The sequence below is a fragment of the Aureispira anguillae genome (genome assembly GCF_026000115.1).
Classification (GTDB): Bacteria; Bacteroidota; Bacteroidia; order Chitinophagales; family Saprospiraceae; genus Aureispira; species Aureispira anguillae.
In genome coordinates, this window is the sequence record NZ_AP026867.1 from 1552314 (window position 1) to 1579133 (window position 26820).

Annotated in this window: 34 protein-coding genes and 1 CRISPR repeat array; of the genes, 5 read left to right on the forward strand and 29 right to left on the reverse strand. The window is 34.6% G+C overall.

The features are described 5' to 3' along the window. Positions 1-13: 13 nt before the first annotated feature. From AsAng_RS05780 to AsAng_RS05795, 4 genes are all read right to left on the reverse strand, one after another. Complete coding sequence (locus tag AsAng_RS05780) at positions 14-619, reverse strand: hypothetical protein (protein ID WP_264791848.1); 606 nt, start codon at positions 617-619, stop codon at positions 14-16. Between the two features lie 871 nt (positions 620-1490). Next, a complete protein-coding gene (locus AsAng_RS05785; RefSeq protein ID WP_319993647.1) occupies positions 1491-2003 on the reverse strand; it encodes a tyrosine-type recombinase/integrase in 513 nt (170 codons plus the stop codon). A gap of 895 nt (positions 2004-2898) precedes the next feature. After that, positions 2899-4560 (reverse strand): T9SS type A sorting domain-containing protein, encoded by a 1662-nt coding sequence (locus AsAng_RS05790; protein WP_264791849.1) that lies wholly within the window; start codon positions 4558-4560, stop codon positions 2899-2901. Positions 4561-4665: 105 nt separating this feature from the next. Beyond that, positions 4666-5304: a helix-turn-helix domain-containing protein gene (locus AsAng_RS05795; RefSeq protein ID WP_264791850.1), complete on the reverse strand. Its 639-nt coding sequence runs from the start codon at positions 5302-5304 to the stop codon at positions 4666-4668. A gap of 436 nt (positions 5305-5740) precedes the next feature. On the opposite strand from AsAng_RS05795, the gene AsAng_RS05800 reads away from it, so the two are divergent. Beyond that, the gene (locus AsAng_RS05800; RefSeq protein ID WP_264793581.1) at positions 5741-9886 is read left to right on the forward strand and encodes an AAA domain-containing protein; all 4146 of its coding nucleotides are present in this window, start codon (positions 5741-5743) and stop codon (positions 9884-9886) included. A 266-nt stretch (positions 9887-10152) separates the two neighbouring features. On the opposite strand, the gene AsAng_RS30020 is transcribed toward AsAng_RS05800, so the two are convergent. Further along, positions 10153-10350, reverse strand: coding sequence for a tyrosine-type recombinase/integrase (locus AsAng_RS30020; RefSeq protein ID WP_407655327.1), 198 nt, complete (start codon positions 10348-10350; stop codon positions 10153-10155). Between the two features lie 152 nt (positions 10351-10502). Between AsAng_RS30020 and AsAng_RS05805 the strand changes: the two genes are divergently transcribed. The 3 genes from AsAng_RS05805 to AsAng_RS05815 all read left to right on the forward strand — a co-directional run bounded on the left by AsAng_RS05805 (position 10503) and on the right by AsAng_RS05815 (position 12878). After that, complete coding sequence (locus AsAng_RS05805) at positions 10503-10628, forward strand: hypothetical protein (protein ID WP_264791851.1); 126 nt, start codon at positions 10503-10505, stop codon at positions 10626-10628. 176 nt (positions 10629-10804) lie between these two features. Then, positions 10805-10966, forward strand: coding sequence for a hypothetical protein (locus AsAng_RS05810; protein ID WP_264791852.1), 162 nt, complete (start codon positions 10805-10807; stop codon positions 10964-10966). A 211-nt stretch (positions 10967-11177) separates the two neighbouring features. Continuing rightward, positions 11178-12878 (forward strand): eCIS core domain-containing protein, encoded by a 1701-nt coding sequence (locus AsAng_RS05815; protein WP_264791853.1) that lies wholly within the window; start codon positions 11178-11180, stop codon positions 12876-12878. A 162-nt stretch (positions 12879-13040) separates the two neighbouring features. Here the strand turns inward: AsAng_RS05815 and AsAng_RS05820 are convergent, their stop codons facing one another. Genes AsAng_RS05820 through AsAng_RS05830 form a run of 3 tightly spaced genes read right to left on the reverse strand, consistent with a single transcriptional unit; the run spans position 13041 to position 14483 of the window. Then, a complete protein-coding gene (locus AsAng_RS05820; protein ID WP_264791854.1) occupies positions 13041-13367 on the reverse strand; it encodes a glycoside hydrolase family 19 protein in 327 nt (108 codons plus the stop codon). Next, entirely contained in the window at positions 13357-14193 is an 837-nt protein-coding gene (locus AsAng_RS05825; protein ID WP_264790941.1) for an IS3 family transposase, read from the reverse strand. Before AsAng_RS05825 ends, AsAng_RS05820 begins: the two co-directional genes overlap by 11 nt. Beyond that, complete coding sequence (locus tag AsAng_RS05830; RefSeq protein WP_264791855.1) at positions 14190-14483, reverse strand: transposase; 294 nt, start codon at positions 14481-14483, stop codon at positions 14190-14192. Before AsAng_RS05830 ends, AsAng_RS05825 begins: the two co-directional genes overlap by 4 nt. Positions 14484-14673: 190 nt before the next feature. On the opposite strand from AsAng_RS05830, the gene AsAng_RS05835 reads away from it, so the two are divergent. Beyond that, the gene (locus tag AsAng_RS05835) at positions 14674-14832 is read left to right on the forward strand and encodes a hypothetical protein (protein WP_264791856.1); all 159 of its coding nucleotides are present in this window, start codon (positions 14674-14676) and stop codon (positions 14830-14832) included. A 45-nt stretch (positions 14833-14877) separates the two neighbouring features. Here AsAng_RS05835 and AsAng_RS30025 read toward each other — a convergent pair whose 3' ends face one another. The 21 genes from AsAng_RS30025 to AsAng_RS05935 form a co-directional block, all read right to left on the reverse strand. Next, on the reverse strand, positions 14878-15060 hold the full coding sequence (locus tag AsAng_RS30025; RefSeq protein ID WP_407655315.1) for a hypothetical protein: 183 nt from the start codon (positions 15058-15060) through the stop codon (positions 14878-14880). Between the two features lie 103 nt (positions 15061-15163). Next, a CRISPR array of direct repeats spans positions 15164-16069; the repeat unit is 37 nt; unit sequence CTACTAAACCATTTCCAACAATAAGTCGGATTGAAAC. A 154-nt stretch (positions 16070-16223) separates the two neighbouring features. Further along, on the reverse strand, positions 16224-16844 hold the full coding sequence (locus AsAng_RS05840; protein WP_264791857.1) for a glycoside hydrolase family 19 protein: 621 nt from the start codon (positions 16842-16844) through the stop codon (positions 16224-16226). Positions 16845-16928: 84 nt separating this feature from the next. Beyond that, complete coding sequence (locus tag AsAng_RS05845; RefSeq protein WP_264791858.1) at positions 16929-17243, reverse strand: hypothetical protein; 315 nt, start codon at positions 17241-17243, stop codon at positions 16929-16931. Positions 17244-17246: 3 nt separating this feature from the next. Continuing rightward, positions 17247-17393, reverse strand: coding sequence for a hypothetical protein (locus tag AsAng_RS05850; protein WP_264791859.1), 147 nt, complete (start codon positions 17391-17393; stop codon positions 17247-17249). A 15-nt stretch (positions 17394-17408) separates the two neighbouring features. After that, a complete protein-coding gene (locus tag AsAng_RS05855) occupies positions 17409-17621 on the reverse strand; it encodes a hypothetical protein (protein ID WP_264791860.1) in 213 nt (70 codons plus the stop codon). Between the two features lie 3 nt (positions 17622-17624). Then, the gene (locus AsAng_RS05860; RefSeq protein ID WP_264791861.1) at positions 17625-18041 is read right to left on the reverse strand and encodes a peptidoglycan-binding domain-containing protein; all 417 of its coding nucleotides are present in this window, start codon (positions 18039-18041) and stop codon (positions 17625-17627) included. A 2-nt stretch (positions 18042-18043) separates the two neighbouring features. Next, the gene (locus AsAng_RS05865) at positions 18044-18319 is read right to left on the reverse strand and encodes a hypothetical protein (RefSeq protein WP_264791862.1); all 276 of its coding nucleotides are present in this window, start codon (positions 18317-18319) and stop codon (positions 18044-18046) included. A gap of 179 nt (positions 18320-18498) precedes the next feature. After that, the gene (locus AsAng_RS05870; protein WP_264791863.1) at positions 18499-18945 is read right to left on the reverse strand and encodes a hypothetical protein; all 447 of its coding nucleotides are present in this window, start codon (positions 18943-18945) and stop codon (positions 18499-18501) included. A 12-nt stretch (positions 18946-18957) separates the two neighbouring features. Beyond that, positions 18958-20037: a hypothetical protein gene (locus AsAng_RS05875; RefSeq protein ID WP_264791864.1), complete on the reverse strand. Its 1080-nt coding sequence runs from the start codon at positions 20035-20037 to the stop codon at positions 18958-18960. Then, positions 20006-20422: a hypothetical protein gene (locus AsAng_RS05880; RefSeq protein ID WP_264791865.1), complete on the reverse strand. Its 417-nt coding sequence runs from the start codon at positions 20420-20422 to the stop codon at positions 20006-20008. Before AsAng_RS05880 ends, AsAng_RS05875 begins: the two co-directional genes overlap by 32 nt. Before the next feature lie 51 nt (positions 20423-20473). Further along, a complete protein-coding gene (locus tag AsAng_RS05885) occupies positions 20474-20842 on the reverse strand; it encodes a hypothetical protein (RefSeq protein ID WP_264791866.1) in 369 nt (122 codons plus the stop codon). Beyond that, entirely contained in the window at positions 20839-21114 is a 276-nt protein-coding gene (locus AsAng_RS05890) for a hypothetical protein (RefSeq protein WP_264791867.1), read from the reverse strand. Before AsAng_RS05890 ends, AsAng_RS05885 begins: the two co-directional genes overlap by 4 nt. An 84-nt stretch (positions 21115-21198) precedes the next feature. After that, the gene (locus AsAng_RS05895) at positions 21199-21924 is read right to left on the reverse strand and encodes a hypothetical protein (RefSeq protein WP_264791868.1); all 726 of its coding nucleotides are present in this window, start codon (positions 21922-21924) and stop codon (positions 21199-21201) included. A gap of 69 nt (positions 21925-21993) precedes the next feature. Continuing rightward, positions 21994-22329: a hypothetical protein gene (locus tag AsAng_RS05900; RefSeq protein WP_264791869.1), complete on the reverse strand. Its 336-nt coding sequence runs from the start codon at positions 22327-22329 to the stop codon at positions 21994-21996. Further along, positions 22326-22472, reverse strand: a complete 147-nt coding sequence (locus tag AsAng_RS05905) for a hypothetical protein (protein WP_264791870.1) — start codon at positions 22470-22472, stop codon at positions 22326-22328. The genes AsAng_RS05900 and AsAng_RS05905 overlap by 4 nt, the downstream gene beginning before the upstream one ends. 236 nt (positions 22473-22708) lie before the next feature. Then, positions 22709-23359 carry a hypothetical protein gene (locus AsAng_RS05910; RefSeq protein ID WP_264791871.1) on the reverse strand — a complete coding sequence of 217 codons (651 nt, stop codon included), beginning with the start codon at positions 23357-23359 and terminating at the stop codon, positions 22709-22711. Between the two features lie 3 nt (positions 23360-23362). Then, positions 23363-23956 carry an N-acetylmuramoyl-L-alanine amidase gene (locus AsAng_RS05915; protein WP_264791872.1) on the reverse strand — a complete coding sequence of 198 codons (594 nt, stop codon included), beginning with the start codon at positions 23954-23956 and terminating at the stop codon, positions 23363-23365. Then, complete coding sequence (locus AsAng_RS05920; RefSeq protein WP_264791873.1) at positions 23953-24384, reverse strand: hypothetical protein; 432 nt, start codon at positions 24382-24384, stop codon at positions 23953-23955. Before AsAng_RS05920 ends, AsAng_RS05915 begins: the two co-directional genes overlap by 4 nt. 233 nt (positions 24385-24617) lie before the next feature. Next, positions 24618-25064, reverse strand: a complete 447-nt coding sequence (locus AsAng_RS05925; RefSeq protein WP_264791874.1) for a hypothetical protein — start codon at positions 25062-25064, stop codon at positions 24618-24620. A gap of 5 nt (positions 25065-25069) precedes the next feature. After that, positions 25070-25780, reverse strand: a complete 711-nt coding sequence (locus tag AsAng_RS05930) for a hypothetical protein (RefSeq protein WP_264791875.1) — start codon at positions 25778-25780, stop codon at positions 25070-25072. A gap of 2 nt (positions 25781-25782) precedes the next feature. After that, positions 25783-26820: a hypothetical protein gene (locus AsAng_RS05935; RefSeq protein WP_264791876.1), complete on the reverse strand. Its 1038-nt coding sequence runs from the start codon at positions 26818-26820 to the stop codon at positions 25783-25785.

The following is a 26820-nucleotide window of genomic DNA, read 5'->3' on the forward strand; positions in this document are numbered from 1 at the left end:
TGATTCCATGGTTTTATAAACTATCAAGAAGTTCTTTTTTCTTGTTTTTGTATTCTTCATCTGTAATTAGCCTTTCTTCTTTTTCTTGTTTTAATTTTTTCATATTGTGCACAATTGAAGAGAGGTAGTATAAGTCAGAAGAATATGTTGTACCCATTTTGTCATATTCATCAAAGTACAATACATAGCTGTTTACATAACCATCTCTAAAGAAATTTCTTCGTATTATTATTGCATGAAGTTCTTTTTTAGCTAGGTAGATGTAGAAAGTTCTTTTTTCGTCATATGTAACTTCGTAGTAACTAGAGACAGAAGTTGCTCCCTGCTTTTCAAAAAAAGGAAGAAGTTTTTCAACTTTACAGTCACGTAACTTATAATGTTCTCTAGTTTGTATTTCTCCCTTAGGTGTTGTGTATATAACTGTAAGTTCTTTTGCAGAGCAATTTTTAATTTTTGGTTTAAATAGAATATCAATTTCCATATTAGGGGGAGTATTTACAAGTTTCCCATCTCTAAAAAAACCAGTGCTATCTGTTCTATAACGTAGCAATTTATCTTGAGCTTTGATAGAACTATAGAATAGAATAAAAAGAATAAAAAAGAGAAATGTATTTTTCATAATCATGAGTGTTAAAATGTGTTTTTCTAGAAAAATCATATAAAAATAAAAGCAAAAATAAAACTTAACCTCAAAAAAGAATAAAGGATTTTACATTTTTTAAATGCTAAAATGAGGCATTATTACATTTGGGATAATGTATTTTTTAGTAAACTACTAAGTCGTTTGAAGGGGAAGTATTTGATTATCTATAATCATAGATTGTAAGGTGGGAATGTGGAATGGCAGTTTTAATAAGGAAGTTGTGTGTTTCAGGGCGTTCTTAACAAAGAAAAGACCTTGCACGTATTCCCATTCGTGCAAGGTCTAAATCACCCCAATTAAAACCCAAATTTATCTTAGTGGAATTTTAGCGGAGTTAAAGATAAGGATTCACATGTATTCCCATTCATGTGAACCCTAAATCACCCCAATTAAAACCCAAATTTATCTTGATGGAATTTTAGCGGAGTTAAAGATAAGGATTCACATGTATTCCCATTCGTGCAAGGTCTAAATCACCCCAATTAAAACCCAAATTTATCTTGATGGAATTTTAGCGGAGTTAAAGATAAGGATTCACATGTATTCCCATTCATGTGAACCCTAAATCACCCCAATTAAAACCCAAATTTATCTTGATGGAATTTTAGCGGAGTTAAAGATAAGGATTCACATGTATTCCCATCCATGTGAACCCTAAATCACCCCAATTAAAACCCAAATTTATTCTTATTAGTTGTTATCACTTTTGATACACTTATTACATTTGCCAAATCAATGCCAAGAAAAGATAAGTGTTAAAAATGAATCTAGTACATATTTAAATAAAGTGTAAACTGTTCTATTTTGAAAATGAAACCTAAAATGAAAAGATAAATAGGGGGCTTATCTAAAAATGCTTTCTCATTTGGATCAATAACTTGTCAAAAAGCAGCACCACCGTTTTAATTTCCGAAAGGAGCATATATTGAGCGGTGTGGTACTTGGTTTTAGTTAGAAAGACATTTTTAATCTTCAATTCCTTTAGTTTATAAGAAATGTACTGTTCAAATAAACGAGCAAAAATCTCATTTCTACTTAGAAAATAATCCAAATAACGATCAGGAAGCAGCTCCTTAATACGTCTCACATAAGCAGACTCAGAGCGTTTGCTGCTATCCCAATACGCCTTTTCTAAAATCGACTCCATCAAATAGCGCATAGTCGTTTCAATCTTAGAATGTTGTAAGATCGCCTTTAAAATATGAATGGGCACCTTAGAGACTAAATGTGTAGCAGAAGTATGGCGACCGACATGGCTCGTGATTGTTTTGGGAATGGCAGCTAACTCTTTGAGGGTACGATTAAAATACTGGTTGGTGTATTTATGAAAGATCGGTTCCTCGTCAGCACCCTCTTTTATATTTTTGACAAAGTGTAAGCCTGTATATTATAGCGAAAGAATTTTATTATAGAGGTTGGCTCTAGGAATTTTTTGTTTTTTACTAAATTAGACCTATTAAGCGATAGCTAAACAATTATATTTAATAAGACTCATGAATTAAAAAATTTAGTATGAAAAATAAAGAAATTTACACGTTTCTGGAATCAAAATTCCAAAAAGCAGCAATAGATCCCCGAAATAAAAGAGAAAAAAGAAAAAATAAAATACCAAAAGGCTAAAACAGCGATGTTGCCTAAAGTATAGTCTTTCTTCAAAGCAGCAAAAAAGGTAAAAAAGCAAGCTCAAAAGGGGGGCTAAAAAGGAGACACAAAACCGCCTTTAAGTGCCCTGTGAGCGTTTAGGCTTTGTCACCCAAAAAAATCAAGCTCAAAATCAAAAGTGATAAAAAAAAGCTAGAACCCCGATGATTACTAGCTTTTAAAATTTCGTATGTCAACAAATGTAGACAAATATAGCGCCCACAACAGTATGGAGAGTTTTGTTTTTAAGTTATTGACTGTTAGTGTATTGTGGTGTGTTTGTTGTTTTTGGTAAACAAAACAAGAACAAGAAGAAAAAGATAGGCTTATCGAATTGATATGGTTTTTTATTTTTAAAGATTAGATGGAGCGATACGATAAAATTTGTGGGACTTCATTGGCTCACTGAACTTAAAAAATCAGCGTAGCTAAATTTTGACACAGTGTGAACCTTTCCCAGATAATGATCAAGTGTATATGCAGAAAGGCAACTATCCACTAATGCTTCTTCGCCTTTTGCATATACACTATTTTCTACAGTCATTTCTTTCTATTGAAAAGGAACAACCGAATGAATTATTTTATACTTTGAATAATATTTTCCAATGAAATACCTAAAATTTGTTTTTTAATAGCTTTTTAGTGGCAATATTTCCATTGTTGTTTGTTATTTTGACAAAGTACATTCCTGTTTTTAATGCAGAAACATCAATTTTGTTATTGGTGCTTTTTAACACTTCTTTTCCTTGCATATCGACCACTTTTACCGATTGTAGGTTATCCATCTCAATCATTACAATATTACTTGCAGGATTGGGGTAAAGAGAAATGCTCTTTGCAAATTCAATGTCTTCAATATCAAGAGTATTACAGCTTGTATTCCAATTTGCTGTAACATCTTTTGTCCAGCTACTATTAGTTGTTGGATCAAAACCATTATCATGCTGAATACATGTTAGGTTAGTATTGTTAACAGAATTCATAATACTAATATTACTATTATTCCCATTTGCTACATTGAGACTTGATAGTAAGTTATTAAGACAAAAAAGATCTGTTAAAGTTGTATTTTGACTCACATCTAAACTAGACAAATTGTTATTGGGAACAACTAACATTTGTAAAGCTGTATTTTGACTCACATCTAAACTGGTTAATTGATTAGACGTACAATTTAAAGCAGTTAAAGCTGTATTTTGGCTGACATCTAAACTGGTCAATTGATTATACAAACAATAAAGTTTTGTTAATGCAGTATTTTGGCTCACATCTAAATTACTTAATTGATTTTGATTACAACTCAATCTAATTATATTCACAAAGGCTTCAATTCCTGTAAGGTCAGTAATATTTCTAGAATTAACTTCTATAGCTCCTGTGTAAGCTTGTGCTTCATTTTGACAAATTTCACCATCACCATCTGTATCTATTACACTAACGTCTGTTCCTACAATAATTGTTCCGTGATCCAATAAGGCATTTTTAAAGTTAGCATCTGGTATGTTTATAATTGCACAAGTACTTCCGTTGTTTTTTTCGTTATATAATGCAGCTATTTGTGTTGGGGTAATTGGAGCTTCGTAAAAACGGAAATTGTCTATTTTCAAATCTTGAGCAATTCCTGTTCCCATAACTTGTGAAGGAATGTAAATGTTTAACCCTCCAAAAACCCAAATGTTATTTAAAGAAACCTGTGCTTGATCATCAATAATTTTTACATTATCAAGATAAGTACGTAAATAATATTTTTGTCCCCCAGGCCAATAAACAAGTTTTACTGCTATATGATGCCAATTATTGTCTAAATAACCTGAAAAACTGTTAAATGATCCCAGACTAGTTAAACCACTAGCATTTTGTGTAACATTTAATTGTTGGCCATTATTTGCTACTTCAACGGTTAAGCCTATATTGCTGTTATTTTGGTCTTTTAACTCTAATAGATTAAATGGTGTGGTACTACCACTAGCATTTGCTTTGAACCAAAAACTTACTACATATTGCTTTACATTACTAGAAAAAGCAATATTTCCTACATTACTCAATACTTCTCCATTTGGAGACACAGCGTCATTTCCGTCTATTCCTTGAACATAATTAACACTATTTGTTGATGTTAAAGCTCCAGCATTATAGGAACTTCCGCTCGTTTCTAAAAGGTTGTTATCAAACTGGTACTCTACGACTAAATCTTGCGTAGGTATTTGTTGTGCTTGCACATTTATTCCTAAAAATGAAAGAATCATTGCTAATAAAAAAAATGTAATTTTTGCCATATTGCATAATTTTTTAATTAAAAAAAGTTTTCGCAAAGGTCTATGAAATAAGTTTCTCAATCAACTACCCATTTGGGTAGTTTTTACATTTTTTTTAAAGGCAAATCACAAAATTATAGTAGGCAGTAGTGTTTTTCTATTGATTCCAAGTTTTTTAAAAATGTTCTTAGTGTGGTAGTGTACGGTGTTGTTACTAATATATAATCGTTCAGCAATTTCGTTTCGTGTATAACCTTTTTGTAGGAGTAAAGCAACCTCTCGTTCTTGTTTTGTGAGAGTTTCTTGGGGAATATTGTCTGTTTTTTTTACAACAGCTAGATAATATGTAGGTTCTTCTAGCAGAGGAACATAGACACCATTAAAGCAGGTGGTGTTTTGGTTAAAATCTTTACTTTTTAGTTGAAAAAAATAAGGGGCATTTTTATTCTTTTTAAAAAAAGCACGAGTTTTAGGGATATGATTAAATAACGAAGAATCCATTGTTGTTACAAATGAAAGTAAGTCAAAATCTGTTAATCGGTTGCACGATGTTCCCATAAAATTGGTGAGCATATTATCACTTACTAAAGTTGCACTAAGAAAATCATCTTCAACAATGGCAATCATATACGATGATTGGTTAATAATTTTTAATGTTTCATCAGAATCTATTTTTTCGGGAACAATTAACCCTTTTTGTTTCATCTCCCAAATAATACTTTGCGTTGCTTTGCCTAAATTCTTGTCAATTAATTTATTATGCATTCTTTTGTCTTGAAATAATAGAATAAGCTACAAAGATAATAAAATCTTTAACGAATCTTGAGTCCATATTTTTTTGAGATGCCTTCGTCCACACGGCAGAGAACGGCTCACGTATATTCTGTGGCACAAACCATGTACATATTTTATAGTTTACAATATGTTTTTCTCCATTAGCATCTACAAGAATGCAAAAATATCCTGAAGCTTGAAAGTAATAGGCATCTGATACTATAGGCTTATCCTAGGAGGTTAGATAAACCACTATAATTTTAGAATTATTTTGATGAATTATATATTCTAATAATTGAATTGTATATTAAAGTTTATATATATATTAATAATGGTTTATGAAAGAAAAGTCTGGTTGTATAAATAAAGGATTTTATTTTAACATAGTGTAGATGTAAGACAAAAGAATAATTTTAAACCAAAACTTATTTATAGAAATGAGAAACAAAAAATGGAAATAACAGAAAAATTATTGATTGAATTACAAAACCGACTAAAAGTCGGCAGTCGAAGAGGGGTACATTTAAATGCAATTCCTTCCAATTCTAGATATAAGTTTGACCTTACAAGACTTTCACATATTCATGAAAGTTTACCTAATGAGTTTATTGATTCATTATTAACTGAACAACCTCTTAAATTCAAAATAAGTTGGAAAAATAATGTACCTGACCTAAACTCACTTTTTGAAAAAGATCAGGCTCAGTTAGTGAAAATTACAAAATCTTTTGAAAATCTAATAAACCAGACAGCAGCAATAGAATCTGAGAAAGGAATTAATACTTTTGGTTTTGGTTTTCCCTTACTTGTTAAGCGTGATCAAGTAGATAAAAAAATAACTGTTGCTCCAATTCTTATATGGTCATTGCGAATAAAAAGGAGTAAAGAGTTCAATACTTGGATAATACATAGAGATGAAGACGATCCAATTTATATTAATGAAGTTTTAATTAATCATTTACAAAATGACTCAAAAATTGAGTTGGAACAATTATCCTCAGATTTGCTAGATGATGGATTAATTGACAAAGAAGAACTTTTAGATATTTGTGTGAATTTAATTGAAACAATTAATAGCAAGACACCTAAAGATCTTCGAAAAATTTTTAAAGAGAAACTTGAAAATATTAAATCAATTTCTGATAAAAAAATTTACGAAAAACTACCATTAACTTTGAATAATTCCTTTATTGAATTTGGTGGATTATTTTCCATTTTTGAAGTTCAGAAACAAAATATTATTCACGATTATGATAATATGTTAGATATAGAAGGCACTGTAATTGATCTTGGAAATATGGAAAAACACGTATTTCAGCCTATTTCATCAGTTGAAACAGACCCTTCTCAGCAAGGAATTCTACATTCTTTAAGGAATACCCGAAACATATTAATTCAAGGCCCTCCTGGTACAGGAAAAAGTCAATCATTAACTGCAATCTTAGTTAATGCCTTAGAAAATCACAAAAAGACAATTGTTGTTTGTGAAAAAAGAACAGCATTAGAAGTGCTACATAATTCTCTGAACAAAAGGGGATTAAATTATCAATGTGTTTTAATTAAAGATATTGTAAAAGACAGAAAATTTGCTGTGAATTCTGTAAGGGATAGAATCGACAACTCTTCTTACCGAAAATATAGGTACACGCATTCGAAAGAAAATTTAAAAGGTATTATTGATAAAGCTAAATCATTAATTGATTCTATTAATAAAACACACCTTAAATTAAATGAAAAATTAGTTGGGAATAAGAATTGGACTTGTATTGTTGGAGAATTATTGTCTGAACTTAAAGAGAATAAGGAGGAGTATAATTTAGAGATAAAAAAAGGCGTTTTTAAGTATGAATTATCAGAACTTAATGAATTACTAGAAGTTATTAGAAAGGGACAAATACTATACGATAATTATAAACCGAATAAAGAGTTTTTGTTTTTTAATCCAACTAAATTAACTGGAGATAATCCATATGCAATTGAGAAACAAATAAGAGATGATTTCTTAGAATATAAAACTATAATCGCTTCTATTCTACAAGAAATAGAAATTTATAAAATTGAATATTCAAAAAAAAGACACTTACAATTGGAAAAACAATTGCAGTCAATAAATGAGATTGATCGTCAAATTCAGTCACTATTCAATAAAAATGAAAAAAATGAAGATTTTTATCAAGAAGTAAAAACAAAAGGAATACTTTATAGAGCAATTTCAATCTTTTCTAAAAAGAAAAAACAAACAATAATAGACCAAAAAGAGATAAATGATCTTTTTATAGAATTAACCTTAATAACTGAAAAATGCAATGATTTAAATGTATTAATCTTGCCAATAAATCTTCAAAAAAAAGCTGCAGACCTTGAAAAATATAAAGTAAAGATAGAAATAATTAAGGCTGAATATGAACGTAAAATTGAATTAGAGTTTCAAAATTTGAATCTACTTGAAGGAGTTAAAAATGATTATGTTACAAAAACATCAGAATCAATAAAAAATAAACTTAATTCTTTAAAAGAAAAAATATCTTTGGATTCATGGACTATAAAGGATTTAAATACCGAAAATGATTCTCTATTAATAAAGGATATTGAAGAAATCATTCAAAATAGTGAAGAATATTTTTCTAATAAAGAAGATTTGTTTTTGAATGAATTTAAATGGTTTCAATTTTATAATTCAATTTCTAAATTGGATAAGATAATAATTAATCAATTATTGGAAAAAATGAATTGGAAAAAAGTATTTCTCTTGTATTACTTGGATTCTATGCTAGTTAATTCCGCAAATATTGATTTACCTACGAATGATAATAATCACAAAGAATTAAATGACTCATTGTCCAACCTTGAAAAAGAACAATTAAAATATATTAAAGAATATTGGTACTCTAAACAAATTGATGCAACTAAAGAATTCTATGATACACATCAAAATTTAGCTGTCGAAAATTTATACAATAAAAAAGCAGGTAAAAAGCATAAAAGACTTTCTTTGAGGCAAATAGTTGAATTTGATATAGATCTTTTTACTACGTTTTTTCCAATTATTTTAACAACGCCTGATGTATGTAGTAATTTATTTAAAGGAAAGAATAAGTATTTTGATATTGTAATGTTTGATGAAGCAAGCCAACTAAAACTTGAAGATAATTTACCTGCTCTACTGAAAGGGAAACAAGTAATAATAGCAGGAGACGAACATCAAATGCCACCATCAAATTATTTTAGTAAAATTTTTGATGGTTCAATTGATGATGAAGATGAATTTGAAGATGAATCAGGAGAAAAAATCTTTGAAAACGGATTACTTTCTGCCGAATCACTTTTAGAATTTGCTGAGGAATTAAATTTTGAAAAAAAATATCTAGATTTTCATTATCGATCCAAACATCCGTATTTGATTGATTTTTCTAACTATGCTTTTTACAATCAACGATTGAAACCACTGCCTAATAATTTTGAATATACTCCAATTAAATATATTCAGGTTAATGGAACCTATTCAGATCACTCAAATGAAAGGGAAGCAGAAACTATATTATCAATTATAGAGAATAACATTCACCCATTTCCTAATGGAGAATATCCATCTGTTGGAATCGCAACTTTTAATATCCACCAGCGTAATCTTATTTTAAATAAAATAAACGAAAGGCGAAAATTTGAGAAATATGCTATATTTAATGAAAAAATATTAGAGCTAGAGAAAGGTGGTCTATTCGTTAAAAATTTAGAAAATATACAAGGGGATGAAAGAGATGTGATTATTTTGAGTACTACTTATGGAATGAATAAGGATGGGAAATTTGCTCATCGTTTTGGTTCAATAAATCATCAAAAGGGATATAAGTTACTTAATGTTATTATTACAAGGGCTAAGTATAAGGTGTATATCTGCACATCCATTCCTGAAGAAGTTTTCCTTAATTATAAAGAGCATTTAACGGCAGAAGGATCTAATAATAGACGAGCTGTTTTTTTTGCATATTTAGCTTATGCTAGAGCAGTTAGTCAAAATGACACAGAGCAAAGATTATCTATTTTAGATATACTTGCTGAAAATACAAGAAAGAGTTCATCACTTGATATTTTAAATGCAGAACTTGAGTCCCCTTTTGAGGAAGAAGTTTATCAAGCATTAACAGACCATTTTGAAGAGACTAATATAATTCCACAACTTAAGTTTGCTGGTTTTAGAATAGATATTGTTTATGATTCTAAAATTACTGGAATTCCTAAAATAGCTATTGAATGTGATGGAGCAGCCTATCATTCAAGTCAAGAGGCGTACTTGTATGATAAGCATAGACAGAAAATTCTAGAAGGACATGGATTTGTATTTCATAGGATATGGAGTACAAATTGGTGGAGAAATCCAATAAGAGAAACTAATAAATTAGTGAATTTTATTAAATCTATTGAAAGTAAAAGCCCATTATTTATTGAAGATAAATCTAAAAGAGGATTAGCATTTACTGATGACATTAAAGCCATAAATATCGGATGTCAAAAAAATACACCGATTATTCAAAAAGACTTAAAAAAAGCTATTGGAACAATAGAGAAAAAGTAGTTAAATAAAGAAGTGAAGATTGTAGGCTTACAGAGCGCATAACCATAAGTTATTATAAAAAAGCTTATATTTATAAAGTAAAATTTGTAATCATGCGAAAAGGAAAATTTAATACAGAACAAAAGTTAAAAATCTTAGCAGAATGGGATGGAGGAGTTAGTACGGTATACCCCCAAAATAGAACCACTAGTTAAGTTCGGAAAAAAGCTTAAATTAGTGAATATGAAAAAAAGAAAGTTTAGCGCTAAATTAACCCCCTTCATATTTCATTTAATCTTAGAATGCTGCAAGATCACCTTTAAAATATGAATGGGCACCTTAGAGGCTAAGTGCGTAGCAAAAGTATGGCGACCGACATGGCTCGTGATCGTTTTGGGAATGGCAGCTAACTCTTTGAGGGTACGATTAAAATACTGGTTGGTGTATTTATGAAAGATCGGTTCCTCTTCAGCACCCTCTTTTATATTTTTGACAAAGTGTAAGCCTGTATATTATAGCGAAAGAATTTTATTATAGAGGTTGGCTCTAGGAATTTTTTGTTTTTTACTAAATTAGACCTATTAAGCGATAGCTAAACAATTATATTTAATAAGACTCATGAATTAAAAATTTTAGTATGAGAAATAAAGAAATTTACATGTTTCTGGAATCAAAATTCCAAAAAGCAGCAATAGATCCCCGAAATAAAAGAGAAAAAAGAAAATACCAAAAGGCTAAAACAGCGATGTTGCCTAAAGTATAGTCTTTCTTCAAAGCAGCAAAAAAGCAAGCCCAAAAGGGGGGCTAAAAAGGAGACACAAAACCGCCTTTAAGTGCCCTGTGAGCGTTTAGGCTTTGTCACCCAAAAAAATCAAGCTCAAAATCAAAAGTGATAAAAAAAGCTAGAACCCCGATGGTTACTAGCTTTCAAAATTTCGTATGTCAACAAATGTAGACAAAAATAGCGCCCACAACAGTATGGATGCCCTTTCTACATTGGTCTACACGGCTAAAAAATTACTAAAATATCAAGAATTGTTTCTTGTTGTTGTAACGATGGTTCAAAATGCTGAATTTGCAAATCTACCTATTTCTAGGTAGCTGTATATATGCCGCTTTTAGGGGATGTAAAATGCCAAGACTCTTCTTATGTTTGTTTCAGATTCATTTTAAAACGAATGGGTGTTAAAATAATATATTTCTTATCTGTCCACCATTTGTCCACCACTCTTTTTTGTATTTGAAATTTATTTATAAGACATTGTACTTGTGGTTATAGTATGTCTCTTATTTCTAATAAAAATCATTGGCTATGTACTCTCATCTTAATAAAAACGAAGAAAATAAACATAAATCTATATCAAGTGATCCAGTTCAAAAGCAAGGTGAAAATGATTATACTGATTTTGTAGATAACAGTCCTGAGGCAAAACAGGCTGTTCAATTGCAAGCAATGGCTGATAATAGCCCAGAGGCAAAACAAGCTGCTCAACTACAAGCAATGGCAGATAGCAGTCCAGAAGCGAAAGAAGCTGCTCGATTACAGGCAATGGCTGATAAGAATTCTGAAGTAGAGCAACCAATCGCTCCAAATAAGCCTAATAACACAGGTTTGCCCGATGATCTTAAAACAGGGATTGAGAATCTATCAGGTTATTCTATGGATGATGTAAAGGTGCATTATAATTCTGATAAGCCTGCTCAGTTACAAGCACATGCTTATGCTCAAGGAACAGATATTTATTTGGGATCTGGGCAAGAAAAGCATTTGCCTCATGAGGCTTGGCATGTGGTGCAGCAAATGCAGGGAAGGGTGAAGCCTACTGTTACTACAGAAAATGGCGTTGGTGTTAATGATGATAAAGGATTGGAAACAGAAGCTGATGCTATGGGAAAAGAAATTTTTAATAAGAAGAAAAATCAAAATCAGTTAGCTCATGAGCCTATAAAAGTAGATAAATCTTCAAAATCAGTAATTCAACTAAAGAATGCTGACGAAAAATTGAAAGAAAAAAATTATAAAATAGCAGTTGTAGGTGAAATGCATAAAGAAGACACTCTGAAAAAGTGGGAAAAAGAATATTGGGAAGAAAATGGTATAGATATTAAGTATGAAAATGATAGCTTTGATCTTACTTACGAAGAGAAAGAACTATCTCTTTTTTTTGATGATCCATTATTAAGAGTCCTCCAGTCTACAGAGTTTATAGTAAATCTATTTGCTAAATTCCTAAAGGAGGAAATTTTAGAAGAAAGTGCATTTTGGGAAGAATACGATTATTTAAAAGGGGCATTTAAGAAGTCTTTAGGAAAGATGAATGATCAAATTTATACCTTAAGTGAATTAGGAAAACAAATATATCCAGTAGATTTGTTAGATCTATTTAGTGTCATTGAATCTAATATGGAATTAATTGATAATACCTTACGTGAAAAAAAATCTCTAGCTATTTTTAATAAAATTAATGACATTAATCAAGAACGTGAGGATAAAGAGAAAAGGTCTCGTTTCGAAAAACTCCAAGATTATTTGAGTAGTACAACGGAAAAAAAACTTAAAACCATCAATAGATTTAAAACCATCAATAAAAGTGTTATAGAATTAGAGTTTTTAACGGAAATAGGGAAAAAATTACTTTCATATAATACGAAAAACAAAGAGGTAAGTACAATAAGGACTATCGCAATGTTTGATTATTTGCATTTGGCAGAGCATATAGGAGCAGAAAATACAATTTGGAAAATTGGAGATAGCCATAGAGAAGAGCTTGATTCTATAGAAAGTAAGTACATACCAAAGAGCATCATAATTATTAATAGAAATGACTACTTTAAAGATGTGTGTGTGCCATTGAGACGGAAAAAAGCAGATGTCAATAATATTAGTGAAGGAGAGAAAAAGTTAAAATGGGCTGGTTTTACCTTAAATCCACAAAACAGAAAATTAGAGGATAGTGATTATAACTCATTAAGTAATTTGTTTTTTAGAAAAAAAGAAGAGGTAAGTGACTAGAAAAAATAACAGTATTTATATACTTTAAGGCAATTTAAAGCGTACAATTCAAAAGCCATTTTAAACTTCTCTTGGTAAACAACTGCGGAGATTAGCAAAGTTCGATAAGATCGACACTTCAAAATAAAAATAGAATAATAAATCAAAAATAAGTGTACAATTCTAAACAATAGCTTGAGCAATCAAATTAGCATAGCCCTCTATTCTTTGTGCCCGATCCAAGCCATTAACCACCCTACGAGCAGTATAAAAATCCACCTTAGAGCTGTTGATGTAATTCTTTAAAGGCTTACGAGTGAAAGCCCCTAGTAACATGCCTTGTACCAAAATACGAGCGGCATAAGAAGGTTTTAAAACCAAAGCAGGATTGGCAACAAAGTCCACCCCTAAAAGCTGAGACATCTTGGCATAGTTGCGCTGGTGAGTGAGCTGGACAAAACCACGCCCATAATAACCCGTATACCAATGTAGGCTTCCCCTAAGCAGCAACCGCTAAAAAGTAGAGTTTCTGATTTAGAATCTCAAAGGAATCTGGGGTAATATTACCTAAGTTCTTATGAGGTCGTTCTAGATTATAAATCTGACTCCAAACCTGTATTTCTTCATTTAATTCTTCTAGAGATTGAAACCAGCATAAGTTCAAACATTCGGCTCTCAATGTTTTATTCAAACGCTCAATCAAACCATTCTGAGATGGCTTTCCTGGTTGGATGAATTTCAATTCAATATCATGTTTATTTGCCCACAATTTGAGCTTTTCTGAAATAAACTCAGGACCATTGTCACAACGAATATAAGATGGTTTTCCACGATATTCTATCACTTTCTCCAAAACCTCTATTAGCTTTTTAGCTGAAATATTATGATGAGCTTCTGTCCATAAGGCTCGGCGAGAACCTTCATCCATAATATTGATAATTCGTATACGATGATTAGTTGGGCTAACAACCCAATCACTTAGAAAATCCATAGCCCAACCTTTGTTGACTTCTTTAGGAGCCAAAAGTTGTTGATATTTTCGATAAATCCTCTTGCGTTTGGGCGGTAAACGTAAATTTAAACCCTCTATACACCATATACGATAAATTCTCTTATGATTATAGGCATAGCCTTGATTTCTCAAATAGTGATAAATTTTCCAAAAGCCCCATGATACAAAACGTTTTGTTAACTGATGAAGTAAATCCACTATTTCTTCATCCTTTTCTTCTGGGCGATGACCTGATTTACGACTATAATATGTCTGACGGCGTAAGCCCAAAACAACACAAGTACGACGAATGCTGTATTCTTTTGACAAGCAATCCAATATCATTTCTTGTTCTTTTGGGCTTGGAACTTTTTTACCATTGCATAACCTTCTTGAAGTATCTCATGATCGATACTTAAATTAGCATACATCTTTTTTAAACGAACATTTTCTGCCTCTAATTCCTTTATTCTTCGTTTATCTTCATCTTGACTATCTTCATAGTCCTTTTTCCATTTATACAACGTAGCTGCACTAATTTGGTATTGACGGCATAAATCCATTACACTTTTTCCGCCGTCATGCTCTGCTAATATCTTTGCTTTTTGAGCTGTGCTAAATTTACTCCTCTTCATTTTCGTTAGTTTTTATCTAATATAATATTTTTTCTCTTAACTAACGGTTGCTTCTCTTGGGAAGCCTACACCTACACCCTTACGTGCCCTGTGAGGCTCTAGGCTTTGTCACCCAAAAAAATCAAGCTCAAAATCAAAAGTGATAAAAAAAAGCTAGAATCCCGATGGTTACTAGCTTTCAAAATTTCGTATGTCAACAAATGTAGACAAAAATAGTGCCCACAACAGTATGGATGCCCTTTCTACATTGGTCTACACGGCTAAAAAATTACTAAAATATCAAGAATTGTTTCTTGTTGTTGTAAGAGGAGCTACAATTGGTTTTAAAGTAAATGTTTGTGATATTTAGAGTAGCTTGATTTGTTCTGTTGTAAATAGAATTATACAGGTATTTTTAAGTATCTTTATCAATATTAAAATAGCTCTTTGACATATTATGCTTTATCGAACTATTGACCATATCTATTAAACCATTTCCATCAATAAGTCGGATTGAAACTTCCATTGTCATTTTTTCGGCTGCCATTCCTATTTTACTACTAAACCATTTCCAGCAATAAGTCGGATTGAAACCCATAGGACTTGTGTATTTTGAATCTCTATCTTTTTCTACTAAACCATTTCCATCAATAAGTCGGATTGAAACATTTCGCTCTTCCCAGTCACTTTGTTTTTGTCTACTACTAAACCATTTCCAGCAATAAGTCGGATTGAAACTCGAAAGGAAAGTATTTATTAAAATAAACGCCTGCTCTACTAAACCATTTCCATCAATAAGTCGGATTGAAACTAGGATTGAAAAGTTCTAGGACGTAAGGTATTTTTCTACTAAACCATTTCCAACAATAAGTCGGATTGAAACAGTTGACGCTTGCCAATAAACTGCTTGGTACACATTCTACTAAACCATTTCCATCAATAAGTCGGATTGAAACAATTAACTTGAATAGTACTCATACTAGATAAATTGCTACTAAACCATTTCCAGCAATAAGTCGGATTGAAACTCTATATAAACTTTTTTCATCCTTTTTTTATTCAACTACTAAACCATTTCCATCAATAAGTCGGATTGAAACCTAACGTATCAATTCCTTCTTTCAGCTTTGTGCGACTACTAAACCATTTCCAGCAATAAGTCGGATTGAAACTTGATTATTTTACCTCAATAGAATCATTGCCTTTTACTACTAAACCATTTCCAGCAATAAGTCGGATTGAAACATTTCATCTAAGGCGCTGCTGTATCGCTTATTGATCTACTAAACCATTTCCATCAATAAGTCGGATTGAAACCAATTTACTTTTAACTATTTGATTTGCTAATCGTTTCTACTAAACCATTTCCAACAATAAGTCGGATTGAAACTATCAAAATCATAATCATTTCTATAGCTTTTTTGACTACTAAACCATTTCCAACAATAAGTCGGATTGAAACTCTTGCAAGTCCAAATACCCACCTACGTTTAGGTTCTACTAAACCATTTCCAACAATAAGTCGGATTGAAACAGTAGTTACATGTATTGTTATTACTTCTTTAGACATCTACTAAACCATTTCCAACAATAAGTCGGATTGGATTCAATTAATTATATACCTTAATGTCATTTCAAGCGTACAATTCAAAAGCCATTTTAAACTTCTCCTGGTAAACAGTTGCGGAGATTAGCAAAGTTTGATAAGATCGACACTTCAAAATAAAAATAGAATAATAAATCAAAAATAAGTGTACAATTCTAAACAATAGCTTGAGCAATCAAATTAGCATAGCCCTCTATTCTTTGCGCCCGATCCAAGCCATTAACCACCCTACGAGCAGTATAAAAATCCACCTTAGAGCTGTTGATGTAATTCTTTAAAGGCTTACGAGTGAAAGCCCCTAGTAACATGCCTTGCACCAAAATACGAGCGGCATAAGAAGGTTTTAAAACCAAAGCAGGATTGGCAACAAAATCCACCCCTAAGAGCTGAGACATCTTAGCATAGTTGCGCTGGTGGGTGAGCTGGACAAAACCACGCCCATAATAACCCGTATACCAATAGGCATTCTGACGATTGTAAACATCGGTTTGAGAAGGTGAAGCTCTGCGCTCCTCAATGGGTCTAAAGTTACTTTCATGTCGGGTGGTGGCTAGAATATAAATGAGCTTATTAAAATCCTTGTCGCCGTATTGCTCAAAGGTTTGTACAATAATACGAATAGAATCCTTTTGAGTAGCATCTAAGTTTCCAAAGGCTTGCTCGCAAGCTTGTATAATTCGTTCTCTCTGGAGCTTTAGCAAAAAAGCTCGAATGAGAAGAATCGCAGCAATCAGCCCCACTGCTCCTCCAAGATATATTTTGTGTTGTGGTTTCATGTTTTTAATTATTAAAATGGCTTTACTTTTAATGAGTTATTAAAAATAAAGCCAAGACCTTTAATCCTTATTTGGGTTTTTCTGCTAAAATAAAAGCACGACTTTTTGAGCTAGGATGGCTCCTTTTGCATTTTTGATAAAAAGATAAATCACACCATCCTTAGAACTAGCTAAAAAGCGAATCCCATCTTTTTCCTTTCTCCACGTCTGCCCATATTGAATGGTATCAGAAAAGGCAGCTCCTTTATAGGACATTTCAAACTGAATCGCTTTTTTTTCCTTGAGGTATTGGTTGACCTTAATTCTAGGCTTATTCTGTTTTTGCCACTGGGTATAAACAAGACCGCCGCCAATGCCGATAACCAAAAGCACAATAAAAAGTTTTGTTTTAGTATTCATGGTTTATTTGCATTTAGGAGCACCTGAATTATACAACCAACGAATCCATAAGACAAGGATCACTAAGGACAATAAAGCCGATGCTCCAATTAGGATAAATCCTAAAATATTAGGGCCTTCTACAGTTGTTTTATTTTCTGGAGTATTCATAATCAATCAATCAATCTATTTTATGTTTTTTTTAGCAGTGCTGTTGCCTTGTTGGTAGAGCCATCGCAGCCCAAAGAGGATAACGATGATAATTAAGAGCGGTTGGAGGACAGCCAGCAGCTCAGAGGTGAAGCTCGGCTCCTTGTTCTCTGCTTTGCTAGTAATCCACCAATAGCCCGTTGCTCCAGCGCCAGCGGCTACAATTGGAATTAATAAAGGAATGGGCATACGTTAGTTTTTTTGATTGGCTAGAATCAGTTGCAATTGATGAATGCTCATGGTCTTTTTGTTGGTGAACTTAAACAAGAGCGCTTCTGTTTTAGCACCAAAAATCTGATCAACCACGAGCTTTGCTTCAATAGGAACGGTGCCGTGTTGACTTTGATAATCGTGCTCTGCATTCAAAAGGCGTTGCAACTCCTGAACGGACAAGCCCCGATCGCCCTTTTTTAGCAGTTGATTTCGATCAATCGTTTCAGATGGTGTATTGGTGCTGCTAGGCTTAACAGGGGTATTGCTGTCTTTGCTCAGTCCCCTGGGCAAAAAGAAGTTCATCCATTGCTCCTTGGTAGCATAAATCAAGATCACAAGAGCAATTAGTCCTAGCCCAATTAAGGGCTTTTTATATTCTTTGATGCTGCTTTTCATGCTTATTGGGTTTTAACGTCAACATCTCCATTTACCGACAATTCTTTGGCAGAATCAGTGCTATCGGTTACGAGCGTTCTGTCTTTGATGTCGTCCTGTTTAGGAGCTTGTTTTTTTTTATCTAATTCTTTTTCTAGTGCTTTAATTTTGCGGTGGTAATAAAAACTAAGTCCACCAAATAAGAGGACAACAAGGATAAGAGCAGCCCAACGCTTTTTGTGAGGAATGCCTTTTTTAGTTGTTTTTGCGGTTGCTGCAACGGTTATTTCTTCAGCCATGATTTTTTGAGTATAATTTGTTGAATAATAAAAGTGTGTTCTTTGGAGGCTCCTGTTTTTGAGATATTAGACCTTAGATTTTAGATGCTAGATCATTTGATTTTAGTCTAAAATCTAAGGTCTAAAAATGAAATGCTCTAGCATCTAAAACTAGCAGCTCCCAAAGAAGAAAAAAGCGCCTAAGTGATTTGTAAGGCATCTAAACGCTTGATAAATTGTTGGTGTGGATCATCCTGCCACGGTAAGTTCCAACAGGCGACCCAAGCCTCATTTAAGACTTTTCTTAAGGTCTTGCCATACACTTGCAAATAGCCATCGGCAACGGCTCGTATTTGAACATCTTGCAAGGCTAACAATTGAGTTAAGACCTCACAACGTCCCGTTGACCAATTGACCACATAAGCCGTATGTACCTTTTTGACCATAGCAGAAGGATTCCAGTCTATATTTCCTGAATCGGTGCTAACGGTAATGGGTTTGATATTGGGATTGGCATCGCTTGGTTCATCTGTGCTTTTCTTGCCAGAGACTCTACCCAGTACAAAAATGACCAATAGAATGACGACAATTCCACCCCCAATCCAAAGATATTTTTCATCAATTTGGGTTTGTTTTATTTTTGCCATGTTGTTTAGAATTTATTGATTTAGTTTATCTTTTTTTCCACCACTAGAATCGCCATTGTCTTCAAAAAAATCAATGTCAGGATCTCTACTTGGATCCACAGTAGCACTGTGATCCACGCCCGTTTCAGGATCAATAAAGGTAAAGACCCAACCTTTCTTTTCTTGCAAATAGCGCAAGGCTTCCCATTCGGTGATTTTATCCAAATGGTCGATGGCTTCAACCCATCGTTGAACAAAGGTGTAAAGGGTTCCTGCTGGATAAGCAGCCTTGGCACCAACGTCCCAAGCATGTATTTCTATGGTGCCCCCATGATCGACAATCTTAGTTAAATACTGATCTCTGACCCAATGCCCATTCATGCCCTTATAATGATCAAGCTCAGGTCTAAAGCCAAACTCTGACCAAATCTCAAACGGTGTAGGAACAAAGGCATTGGTTGTTCCAACCAATAGATTTAATTCAATCGACTCAATCCACCAAGGCGCTTCTTTATCCCTCAAATGGGTTAAATTTAAGCCCTTATAGCCTCGGTTTAATAAGTTTTGAAGTTCAGAGCGCAAAGACTTTCCAATCGGCTCATAAGTGCCATAAATGGGAAAGGTCAAATGACGAGTAGTAGGACGGCTAACAATGTCCACACCGTTTAATTTCGCCATCATCTGATCAATTGCATGCTGAGCATCGTTGTTAAATCGAATCAAGGCATGCCCAATATTGTATTTGGCTCTAAAAATGTCCATGTATTCTTCTCTCGCTTGTAATCGCTGAGCTTCTGCTCGAATTAAATCTTGTGCTTGAGGAGAATTGTAATACAAAGGATCTTGGTCGGGTGGCGGTGTAGTCCCCCCACTATTTCCAAAGATTGCAGCAATCTGATCGGGGGTTAAGCTTGGCTTATGAGTCGAGGAATCGGTTCGCCCTGGTATTTTCTCAGAGGGAGCCGATTCTTTCTTTTCATCGTCTGCATCCTTCTTTGGACGTACCCAAAAATAGATGCCGATTCCACCTCCAATAAGCAGAACAAACAAAAGAACAATTAAGCGGCTCGAAGGGCCTTTCTTAAGCTTTGGGGCTACTGCTGTTGTTTCCATTTTTTGTGGTATAAATGATTAAACCAATTAACAACAAAACGACCACGACACCACCGCCAATTAACAAAGGACTAGCGGGATTTTTAGGATTTGTATTGTTGTTGTTTCCTGTATTTGTAGAAGGAGTAGAACTGGAAGCACCGCCGCCATTGGCAACATTGCCAACGGAATCAATCACGTTAGCACCGCCATTAAATAATAACCCCAAACTAGCAAAAATCTTATCTACGGTTACTTTATTATCCTTGTCAGCTCCTGTATTGTTGTTATTGTTGGAATCATCGGGAGGGCTGGAATTTCCAGCTCCATTGCTAGAAGTGGAATCGTCAGGAGGACTAGAATCCCCTAATGTTTGAACCTTCCATTGGCTATCTGTTAAGCTCATTGTTTTAGATTTAGTGGCGAATGAATCAATGTTTTCTTTGGTGGTTAAGGATTAACCCTTGGGCAATTTGGCGGTTTTAATAGAATGATAAGCCATTGCCAAAAACAAGATAAATAAAGAACCCATCAGCCCCAATCTTGCTACATCGTAATAGGTACAGATTTTACAACTAATCGCATCGGTTGGCGTGCTAGGCGTTGTTGGTGCTTTGTCTTCTTGGGTGGTAGTGGGTTTATCGGTTGTGGTTGCCGTGGTACTTGCATCGGTTGGAGCGGTATCACTTGGCGTTGCTGTGGTGGTCGTTGTGGTGGTGGTGCTCGCATCAGGTACAGGTTTATTGCTATCGGTAGGAGTCATAGCGTTGGCATTGTCTGTACTTAGATTAGGAGCGGTTTGAATTTCGAATTGACTATTTTTCACGATCTATTTAGTTTTAATGCGATTAAATATATGATTAAGAGAAACAAGCCTAAGCCAATAGAAGCTCCCACGCCAATAATCAATCGGCGCTCACGGTCTTGCATCACATCTTTTTCCTGTTCTCGTTTCTTGCTCTCTTGCGCTTGCATCACCCCAATCATCATTGCGGCGACCTCTTTGCTGCTCATCCCATGGTTTCCAATATTAATATCGGATAGGATGTCGCCTATTTCTATATCCTCAAAACTAAAGCCTTCTGCTGCTGCTGCCATCTTTTATTGGTTTAGGGTTGGGAAAAACGCCAATACGGAATCGTATTGGCGCTCTGCTTGTTATTGTGCTTTAGCGGTGTTCTTCTAGCGAATCGGCGTAAAGGCAGTGTATAAGGTGATGGTCAGCTCTTCACCCACAGGAACAGTAAACTCAATAAAGTTCATGCCGTCCAAGACTAGGCTAAGTCCTTTTTCTGTCAGATAATTGCTGTCCATGGTGCGGATCTCTGTGTTTTCATCGTTAGAAGAAGATTTTGGATAATGCAAACGCTTATCGTTGATGACTTCTCCAACATGAGAATAGGTTTTAAACCTTGGGCTATATGAATAAACATTATCATTACTGGCAAGGAAACGAGCGCCTGTAATTTGCAACAAACCATGATTGGCTAGGCGACCAATTACATTTAAGGTGTTGTCTTTAAAGGTACCGCCAATGACAGGGCTACCTTTGACCACCTGTGCTCCATCAAAGATTTCCAAACCAAGATCCGACATGCCCAAACAAACTTTTGCTTCAGCATCGGTTGCCGTTTCGATAATGACTTCAATTTGGCTGTACTCCACCTTGTCGCTGTTTTCTTTGTTGCTTGCTCTAGGCGTAATGGCTTTTACATTGTAGCAATCGCCCATGGACATGCTCTTGTCAATGATAGCGGTTCCTTTTTGCACGGCTTGTTCTACGACAGCAGCTAATTTGTATTGAGGTTGGTTTTCTACAGGCTCAAAAGAACGCTCTCCATTGATTTCTACCCATGGAGAAGGTAAATAATACTGGTTGCCTACAGGAAAAAATACTCTAACTTTCATAAGAGAAGGAATTTTGTTGGTTTGAATGATAAGGTTGTTAATAAATGTAAGTATAGGATAAACCTCTACTTAGGAAGCTTGGAACTTTCGTTTAAGAAAGCGGTAAAATTGCTGTATCTTACGATAAACAGCGGAAAAAAAACGGCAAATTCTAGGCTGATTGACAATGAATAAAAAGACAATGCTAATCAACATAAAGAGGCATTTAAAAACATCTAAAATCACTAAGATTTCTTGTTGATGTTCGACCAGTTGGTAAAGCCTTAACAGTTCGTTGGCTTGTCGTTCGATACCGTTTTTGTGCAAGGCTAAGAGCAAACTATCCATGCCATCGCTCAAATTGTAGATTCCAACGTTAAACAATCCAACCAACCAAGTAAAAAGGGCTTTGCTTATTTCTTTCATCCGTTTGTTTTTAGCACACGAAGGTAAATAACCATTAAGAGTAGCACTCCTGTTAGGGTCATACCCAAACTCAAAGGATCTACAAAAAATCGGATTCTTACATCGTGCTCAGATTCATCAGGTAATAAATTGATTTTGTCCATTAATGTCAATGGTTTTTGGTTTAGTGGTACATTCTAAAAGTGTTTTAAGGTTTAGCTTTCTTTCTTGTTTTTTGTTATTTTCGTCTACACAAAGATGCAGCAAAAAAGGCTAGGAATCCCAATTCTAAAGCCGCTTTGAGGGCATTTAGTGGCGTACTTTTTAGTATTTTTGAATTGTTTTTTGAATGCTAGAAAAGGGCGCTAAATCAGGTGTTTATTGAAGCCTAGCAGGTGGGCTAAAAAAAATTACGCACAAAATTACGCCTTTTCTTCTTTTTAGCTCCTTTTGGGGGGAATTGGACGAGTTTAACCCCCAAATTAACCGAATGAATGTTCTGCAATAGATCGTAATCATAGCCCAGCGCCCAGCCTTTTGCGCTAACAAATTGCAGTCCCAAACGAACACTATTAAAGGAATTGATACTAGTGCCCACGCTACCCGTTAGCAGCAAAGAGCTAACAGGAAGGGGAACAGGTTTTGTAATTTCTACGGTTTTAGTGATCTGTTTGGGAATCTTAAGCCGATAATCCAAACTATTTTTTAGCAGCTCTCCATTTACAATAGAACTATAATAAAGCGTTAGATTTTCATCACTAATACTATCTTGATAAAGTGCAGCAGCTTGATGAAAGTTGGTATCTATCCTGTTGCTTTCTACCACATTTTTAGTACTATCTATATAAATAATGGTTGGAGCTGGTATCTGTTGTTGTGGAAGCTTGACAATAACAGGCGGTGGCAAAACGGTATCCATTTTAACCAAAGTATCAACCCTATAAATGGGCTGCTCATTCTTTGTTCCTTGTCGGCATTCTTGCAAAAAAAGGCTATAACCAATCAGTAATAAAAGGGCTATAAATTGAACATTATCTTTATTAAATTTCATAGGCTAAGCGACTAAATCTCCGTGTTCTAAAATGTTTTGAATCAAATCAACGATATACCAAGCGATCCTATCCCTGCCTTTTTGCGTTAACAAATAGGTTTTGCATTCCTGCTCGTTGTCCATAAAGAAATTCTCCAGGAGAATGGCAGGCATGAACGAGTAACGCAAAACATAAAAGTTCCTGCGTTTGATGCCTCGATGCTTGCTTTCGGGAAAATGCCGTGAGAATAAATCCCTAGCCCAAGTGGCATAGTATAGGCTCTTTTGACTGGACTGTTTGGCAATAAAGACCCCAGCTCCGCTTCCTCCTCCTGCATCCGCATGGATAGAAATCAAAAAGGTTTTGCCCTTGTATTGCTCGTGGATGGCATTGGCTCGCCGAATACGTTCCTTGAGGGAAATGTCCTTGTTTTCAGGCACTAAATCGTAATAAGGAATTCCTTTAGCGGTCAACAGCTCAGCGACCCTTGCTTTGATGGCACGGTTAAATTCACCCTCATAAATAGTGGTGCCGTCCTTAAATTGGTATTGCTTGCCCAAGGTTTGATAATTGCCTCCAATCATTCCCCCGTGCCCATTGTCTAAAATAACCATCATTTTGAATTGGTTTTAGGTTGGTTTTCAGAATCGCTTTTGTGTTCGCCTTGGCTAAACCTACTTTGCGTTTGATAGGCCACCAAAATGCGTTGATGTTGATGTTTTCGGTAAAATTGATACTTGATCAAGGTCTTCGCTTGATGGTTGTTTTTGGGCTTAAATTTACCTTTTAAAGCCTGCTCAATACTGCCTTTTTTGAGATTGGACAGAATGACTTCAAAGGTGCAACGTTCAAAGGATAAGTGGGACAATACGCCGCCTTTTTGGTAGAGCCTAGAAATACCCTTGTAGATATTTTTAGACGCACCAATGTAAATTACTTGATCGTTAAAACGAATGAGATAAATGCCTTTTACGGAGCGGTATCGCCCCAATTGCTTTTTAGGGAATGGAGGTTGAACGGTCAAAATAGCTTCTTGACGGTTCATAATAAACTTTTTTTATGCTTTAAATTGTTTTCATTAGATCACTTTGTTTTTAGATCGCTTTGCTGTTTTTAGATCACTTCGTTTTTAGATCGCTTTGCTGTTAGATGATAGATATTAGACTCCTATTGTAGTTTGTTGGGAGTCTAATATCTATCATCTAATATCCAAACACCCAAGAAGCTTAAGCAAGCCCTAATCTTTATCTAAAACGAAAGAATGCTAAACCAATTCATTTATATTTTAATATTAGCAAAAAAATGATCTATATCAATGCGTTTTAGCTTTTTTTCAAGTTGTTGAAAGTATTCTAATTGATAATTTTTATCATAACGTACCAAAATAGCTCCTCCGTGTTCTAAACTTTGAGCGACCTGAACACTAATGGCTTGATGCCCCACTTTGGCTAAGACTGCTTTTTTAGCGATTTCAGGCAAGCGCCCCAATTGATGCTCAAACAAACCGCTGATTTCTTCGCCTGCGTCAAAATCGTACAACAATTTCTTTTGAGGGGTGAAAATCTGCCCAATCGCTTGTCCCTTTTTAGCGGATAATTTTAAGACCAATTCAAAGGGATTTAATTGCTTACTGTCCGCAATAGAAGTCAAGAGCTGTTCAATGACTTTTTCTAAATCTTTCTTTAACTGTGGTTTTTGCTGTTCTAATAATAATTCTAATAGCATTGATTTTATTTTTTATGAATGATAATAGGTTTTACCTTTTTAGGATTTAATCGTGGTTTGGCTCGTTTCACCACCAGTTGCCCTGAATCCATAATTAAGGTACAATGGCTGTATACAGGAGCCGTGCGCAAGATTTTAAAAGCTTGCATGACTTCTGGAAAGTGTGGAATGATTCTTTGCTTTTTACTAGGTGGTGCCACATTGTTTTTAAAGAATCTTGCTAAAGTCAAGGCTCCCCATGCACCATTGGGAAACATGTTCGGATCGTGAAAAACCAAGGCAAACCAAATTCCTACGTGCTTAGCACGATAAAAACAGGCTTTTTGAGCTTGGGTCAATTGAGCGGAGAAAACATTGGTGGCATCGTCTATGATAAAAAACAAACCTTTGTAGCCCTTTTTTGAGAGCGCCTTGTACAATAATTGCTCGGTTAGCTTTTCATCCGCCATCATGGCTTTGACTTTTTTGCCTTTGAACTTTTTCATAAAATGTTTCTCAAACAAATAGTCCCTTCCTTTGTAACTAAAATAGAGCTTCTTGCTTTTGGAATCCGAATGCAGTTCAATTTCAATAAAGCCTCTCCAGTCTTTTTCATGTCCCGAATTGTACACAAAAATAGTCTCTCGTCCACAACGTTTGACAAACTGTTGTAGATCGTAGGTTTTTCCTGAATGTGGTTTACCAAAATAGGCTAAAAAAAATGGATGGTTGCTCATGCTTATTCCCCGTATAAAAGTTCTCGAATCTTTGTATTATCATAGCCCTGATCTAACATTTTTTGGATCGCAGGACTTGGTTTTTCATCGGCAACACTCGTACGGCAAAATTGCCCTTTGGGCGTTCGATTATAACAGCCCGTTTCTTTGTGTACACTAAACGTTCTACGGTTTTCTTTATATTCCTTGAGCTGGCTGTAATCTTCTGAATCGCTCTGTGTTTCTGCTTCGACCACTTCCTCTTCGATCTCTTCTCCAGCCGCCTTTCTTTTTTGCAGGCGCTTGGCTTGTAAGCGATGAAAATAAGCAGCTCCAAGTGTGGGCATTCCCCAAAGTGCCAAAGCGATTAAAAGCGTTCCCATTGGCGTGGGAGCCTTGACCTCTGTGCTGTTGAAATAGTTGATAAAGGCATTCAGCAAAGCTTTGTTCAAACGCTTATCACTGGTATAATTAGCGGCAGGTTGTCCACTAATGGCACTACAGATCATGGCTTTGGAATCGTCTAATTTTTCCATAACTAGATCGCCCAAAGTTCGTAGGGTTTCCAAGTTTTTCACGCTGTCACCTGTCACCTCACTAATCAGCTCATCAATGGGCTTATCTTCTCCTCCTTCAGGAATGGACTGATCTAAAACATCTTCCTCCTCGTCCTCCTCTTCGTCCTCATTTGGGAACTCCCAATCTTCTGTTTCTTGATCTTCCGTTTCCTCCTCTTCACCCTCCGTTTCAAACGCCAAATCTTCTTCGATTTCTTCCTCCTCTTCGGGGGCATAATCATCGCTGATTCCTTCGCCATTTTCTACGGTAGGTTCTACGTTCATTTTTTCCGCATTTTCTACGTGCTGCCCACGTTCATTTTTTATAAATTCAGATTCCGTTTTTTCTGCGTTTTTACGTTCAAAAACGCATTTTTTAGCATTTTCTAATCCATTTTCTGAATCATTTTCTAAAGCGTTTTCTAACTCATTTTCTGAGGCATTTTCTGAGGGGTTGATAAACGCATCTAAAATGGGGTTTTTGTCTTCCTCTTTTTGGGACAT

What these genes read in the sequence shown, in the direction of transcription:
- AsAng_RS05780 (WP_264791848.1), bottom strand. Translation starts at nt 619, where the DNA reads ATGAAAAATACATTTCTCTTTTTTATTCTTTTTATTCTATTCTATAGT.
- AsAng_RS05790 (WP_264791849.1), bottom strand. Translation starts at nt 4,560, where the DNA reads ATGGCAAAAATTACATTTTTTTTATTAGCAATGATTCTTTCATTTTTA.
- AsAng_RS05795 (WP_264791850.1), bottom strand. Translation starts at nt 5,304, where the DNA reads ATGCATAATAAATTAATTGACAAGAATTTAGGCAAAGCAACGCAAAGT.
- AsAng_RS05805 (WP_264791851.1), top strand. Translation starts at nt 10,503, where the DNA reads ATGAGAAATAAAGAAATTTACATGTTTCTGGAATCAAAATTCCAAAAA.
- AsAng_RS05810 (WP_264791852.1), top strand. Translation starts at nt 10,805, where the DNA reads ATGTCAACAAATGTAGACAAAAATAGCGCCCACAACAGTATGGATGCC.
- AsAng_RS05815 (WP_264791853.1), top strand. Translation starts at nt 11,178, where the DNA reads ATGTACTCTCATCTTAATAAAAACGAAGAAAATAAACATAAATCTATA.
- AsAng_RS05825 (WP_264790941.1), bottom strand. Translation starts at nt 14,193, where the DNA reads ATGATATTGGATTGCTTGTCAAAAGAATACAGCATTCGTCGTACTTGT.
- AsAng_RS05830 (WP_264791855.1), bottom strand. Translation starts at nt 14,483, where the DNA reads ATGAAGAGGAGTAAATTTAGCACAGCTCAAAAAGCAAAGATATTAGCA.
- AsAng_RS05835 (WP_264791856.1), top strand. Translation starts at nt 14,674, where the DNA reads ATGTCAACAAATGTAGACAAAAATAGTGCCCACAACAGTATGGATGCC.
- AsAng_RS30025 (WP_407655315.1), bottom strand. Translation starts at nt 15,060, where the DNA reads ATGGGTTTCAATCCGACTTATTGCTGGAAATGGTTTAGTAGTAAAATA.
- AsAng_RS05840 (WP_264791857.1), bottom strand. Translation starts at nt 16,844, where the DNA reads ATGAAACCACAACACAAAATATATCTTGGAGGAGCAGTGGGGCTGATT.
- AsAng_RS05845 (WP_264791858.1), bottom strand. Translation starts at nt 17,243, where the DNA reads ATGAATACTAAAACAAAACTTTTTATTGTGCTTTTGGTTATCGGCATT.
- AsAng_RS05850 (WP_264791859.1), bottom strand. Translation starts at nt 17,393, where the DNA reads ATGAATACTCCAGAAAATAAAACAACTGTAGAAGGCCCTAATATTTTA.
- AsAng_RS05855 (WP_264791860.1), bottom strand. Translation starts at nt 17,621, where the DNA reads ATGCCCATTCCTTTATTAATTCCAATTGTAGCCGCTGGCGCTGGAGCA.
- AsAng_RS05860 (WP_264791861.1), bottom strand. Translation starts at nt 18,041, where the DNA reads ATGAAAAGCAGCATCAAAGAATATAAAAAGCCCTTAATTGGGCTAGGA.
- AsAng_RS05865 (WP_264791862.1), bottom strand. Translation starts at nt 18,319, where the DNA reads ATGGCTGAAGAAATAACCGTTGCAGCAACCGCAAAAACAACTAAAAAA.
- AsAng_RS05870 (WP_264791863.1), bottom strand. Translation starts at nt 18,945, where the DNA reads ATGGCAAAAATAAAACAAACCCAAATTGATGAAAAATATCTTTGGATT.
- AsAng_RS05875 (WP_264791864.1), bottom strand. Translation starts at nt 20,037, where the DNA reads ATGGAAACAACAGCAGTAGCCCCAAAGCTTAAGAAAGGCCCTTCGAGC.
- AsAng_RS05880 (WP_264791865.1), bottom strand. Translation starts at nt 20,422, where the DNA reads ATGAGCTTAACAGATAGCCAATGGAAGGTTCAAACATTAGGGGATTCT.
- AsAng_RS05890 (WP_264791867.1), bottom strand. Translation starts at nt 21,114, where the DNA reads ATGGCAGCAGCAGCAGAAGGCTTTAGTTTTGAGGATATAGAAATAGGC.
- AsAng_RS05895 (WP_264791868.1), bottom strand. Translation starts at nt 21,924, where the DNA reads ATGAAAGTTAGAGTATTTTTTCCTGTAGGCAACCAGTATTATTTACCT.
- AsAng_RS05900 (WP_264791869.1), bottom strand. Translation starts at nt 22,329, where the DNA reads ATGAAAGAAATAAGCAAAGCCCTTTTTACTTGGTTGGTTGGATTGTTT.
- AsAng_RS05905 (WP_264791870.1), bottom strand. Translation starts at nt 22,472, where the DNA reads ATGGACAAAATCAATTTATTACCTGATGAATCTGAGCACGATGTAAGA.
- AsAng_RS05910 (WP_264791871.1), bottom strand. Translation starts at nt 23,359, where the DNA reads ATGAAATTTAATAAAGATAATGTTCAATTTATAGCCCTTTTATTACTG.
- AsAng_RS05915 (WP_264791872.1), bottom strand. Translation starts at nt 23,956, where the DNA reads ATGATGGTTATTTTAGACAATGGGCACGGGGGAATGATTGGAGGCAAT.
- AsAng_RS05920 (WP_264791873.1), bottom strand. Translation starts at nt 24,384, where the DNA reads ATGAACCGTCAAGAAGCTATTTTGACCGTTCAACCTCCATTCCCTAAA.
- AsAng_RS05925 (WP_264791874.1), bottom strand. Translation starts at nt 25,064, where the DNA reads ATGCTATTAGAATTATTATTAGAACAGCAAAAACCACAGTTAAAGAAA.
- AsAng_RS05930 (WP_264791875.1), bottom strand. Translation starts at nt 25,780, where the DNA reads ATGAGCAACCATCCATTTTTTTTAGCCTATTTTGGTAAACCACATTCA.
- AsAng_RS05935 (WP_264791876.1), bottom strand. Translation starts at nt 26,820, where the DNA reads ATGTCCCAAAAAGAGGAAGACAAAAACCCCATTTTAGATGCGTTTATC.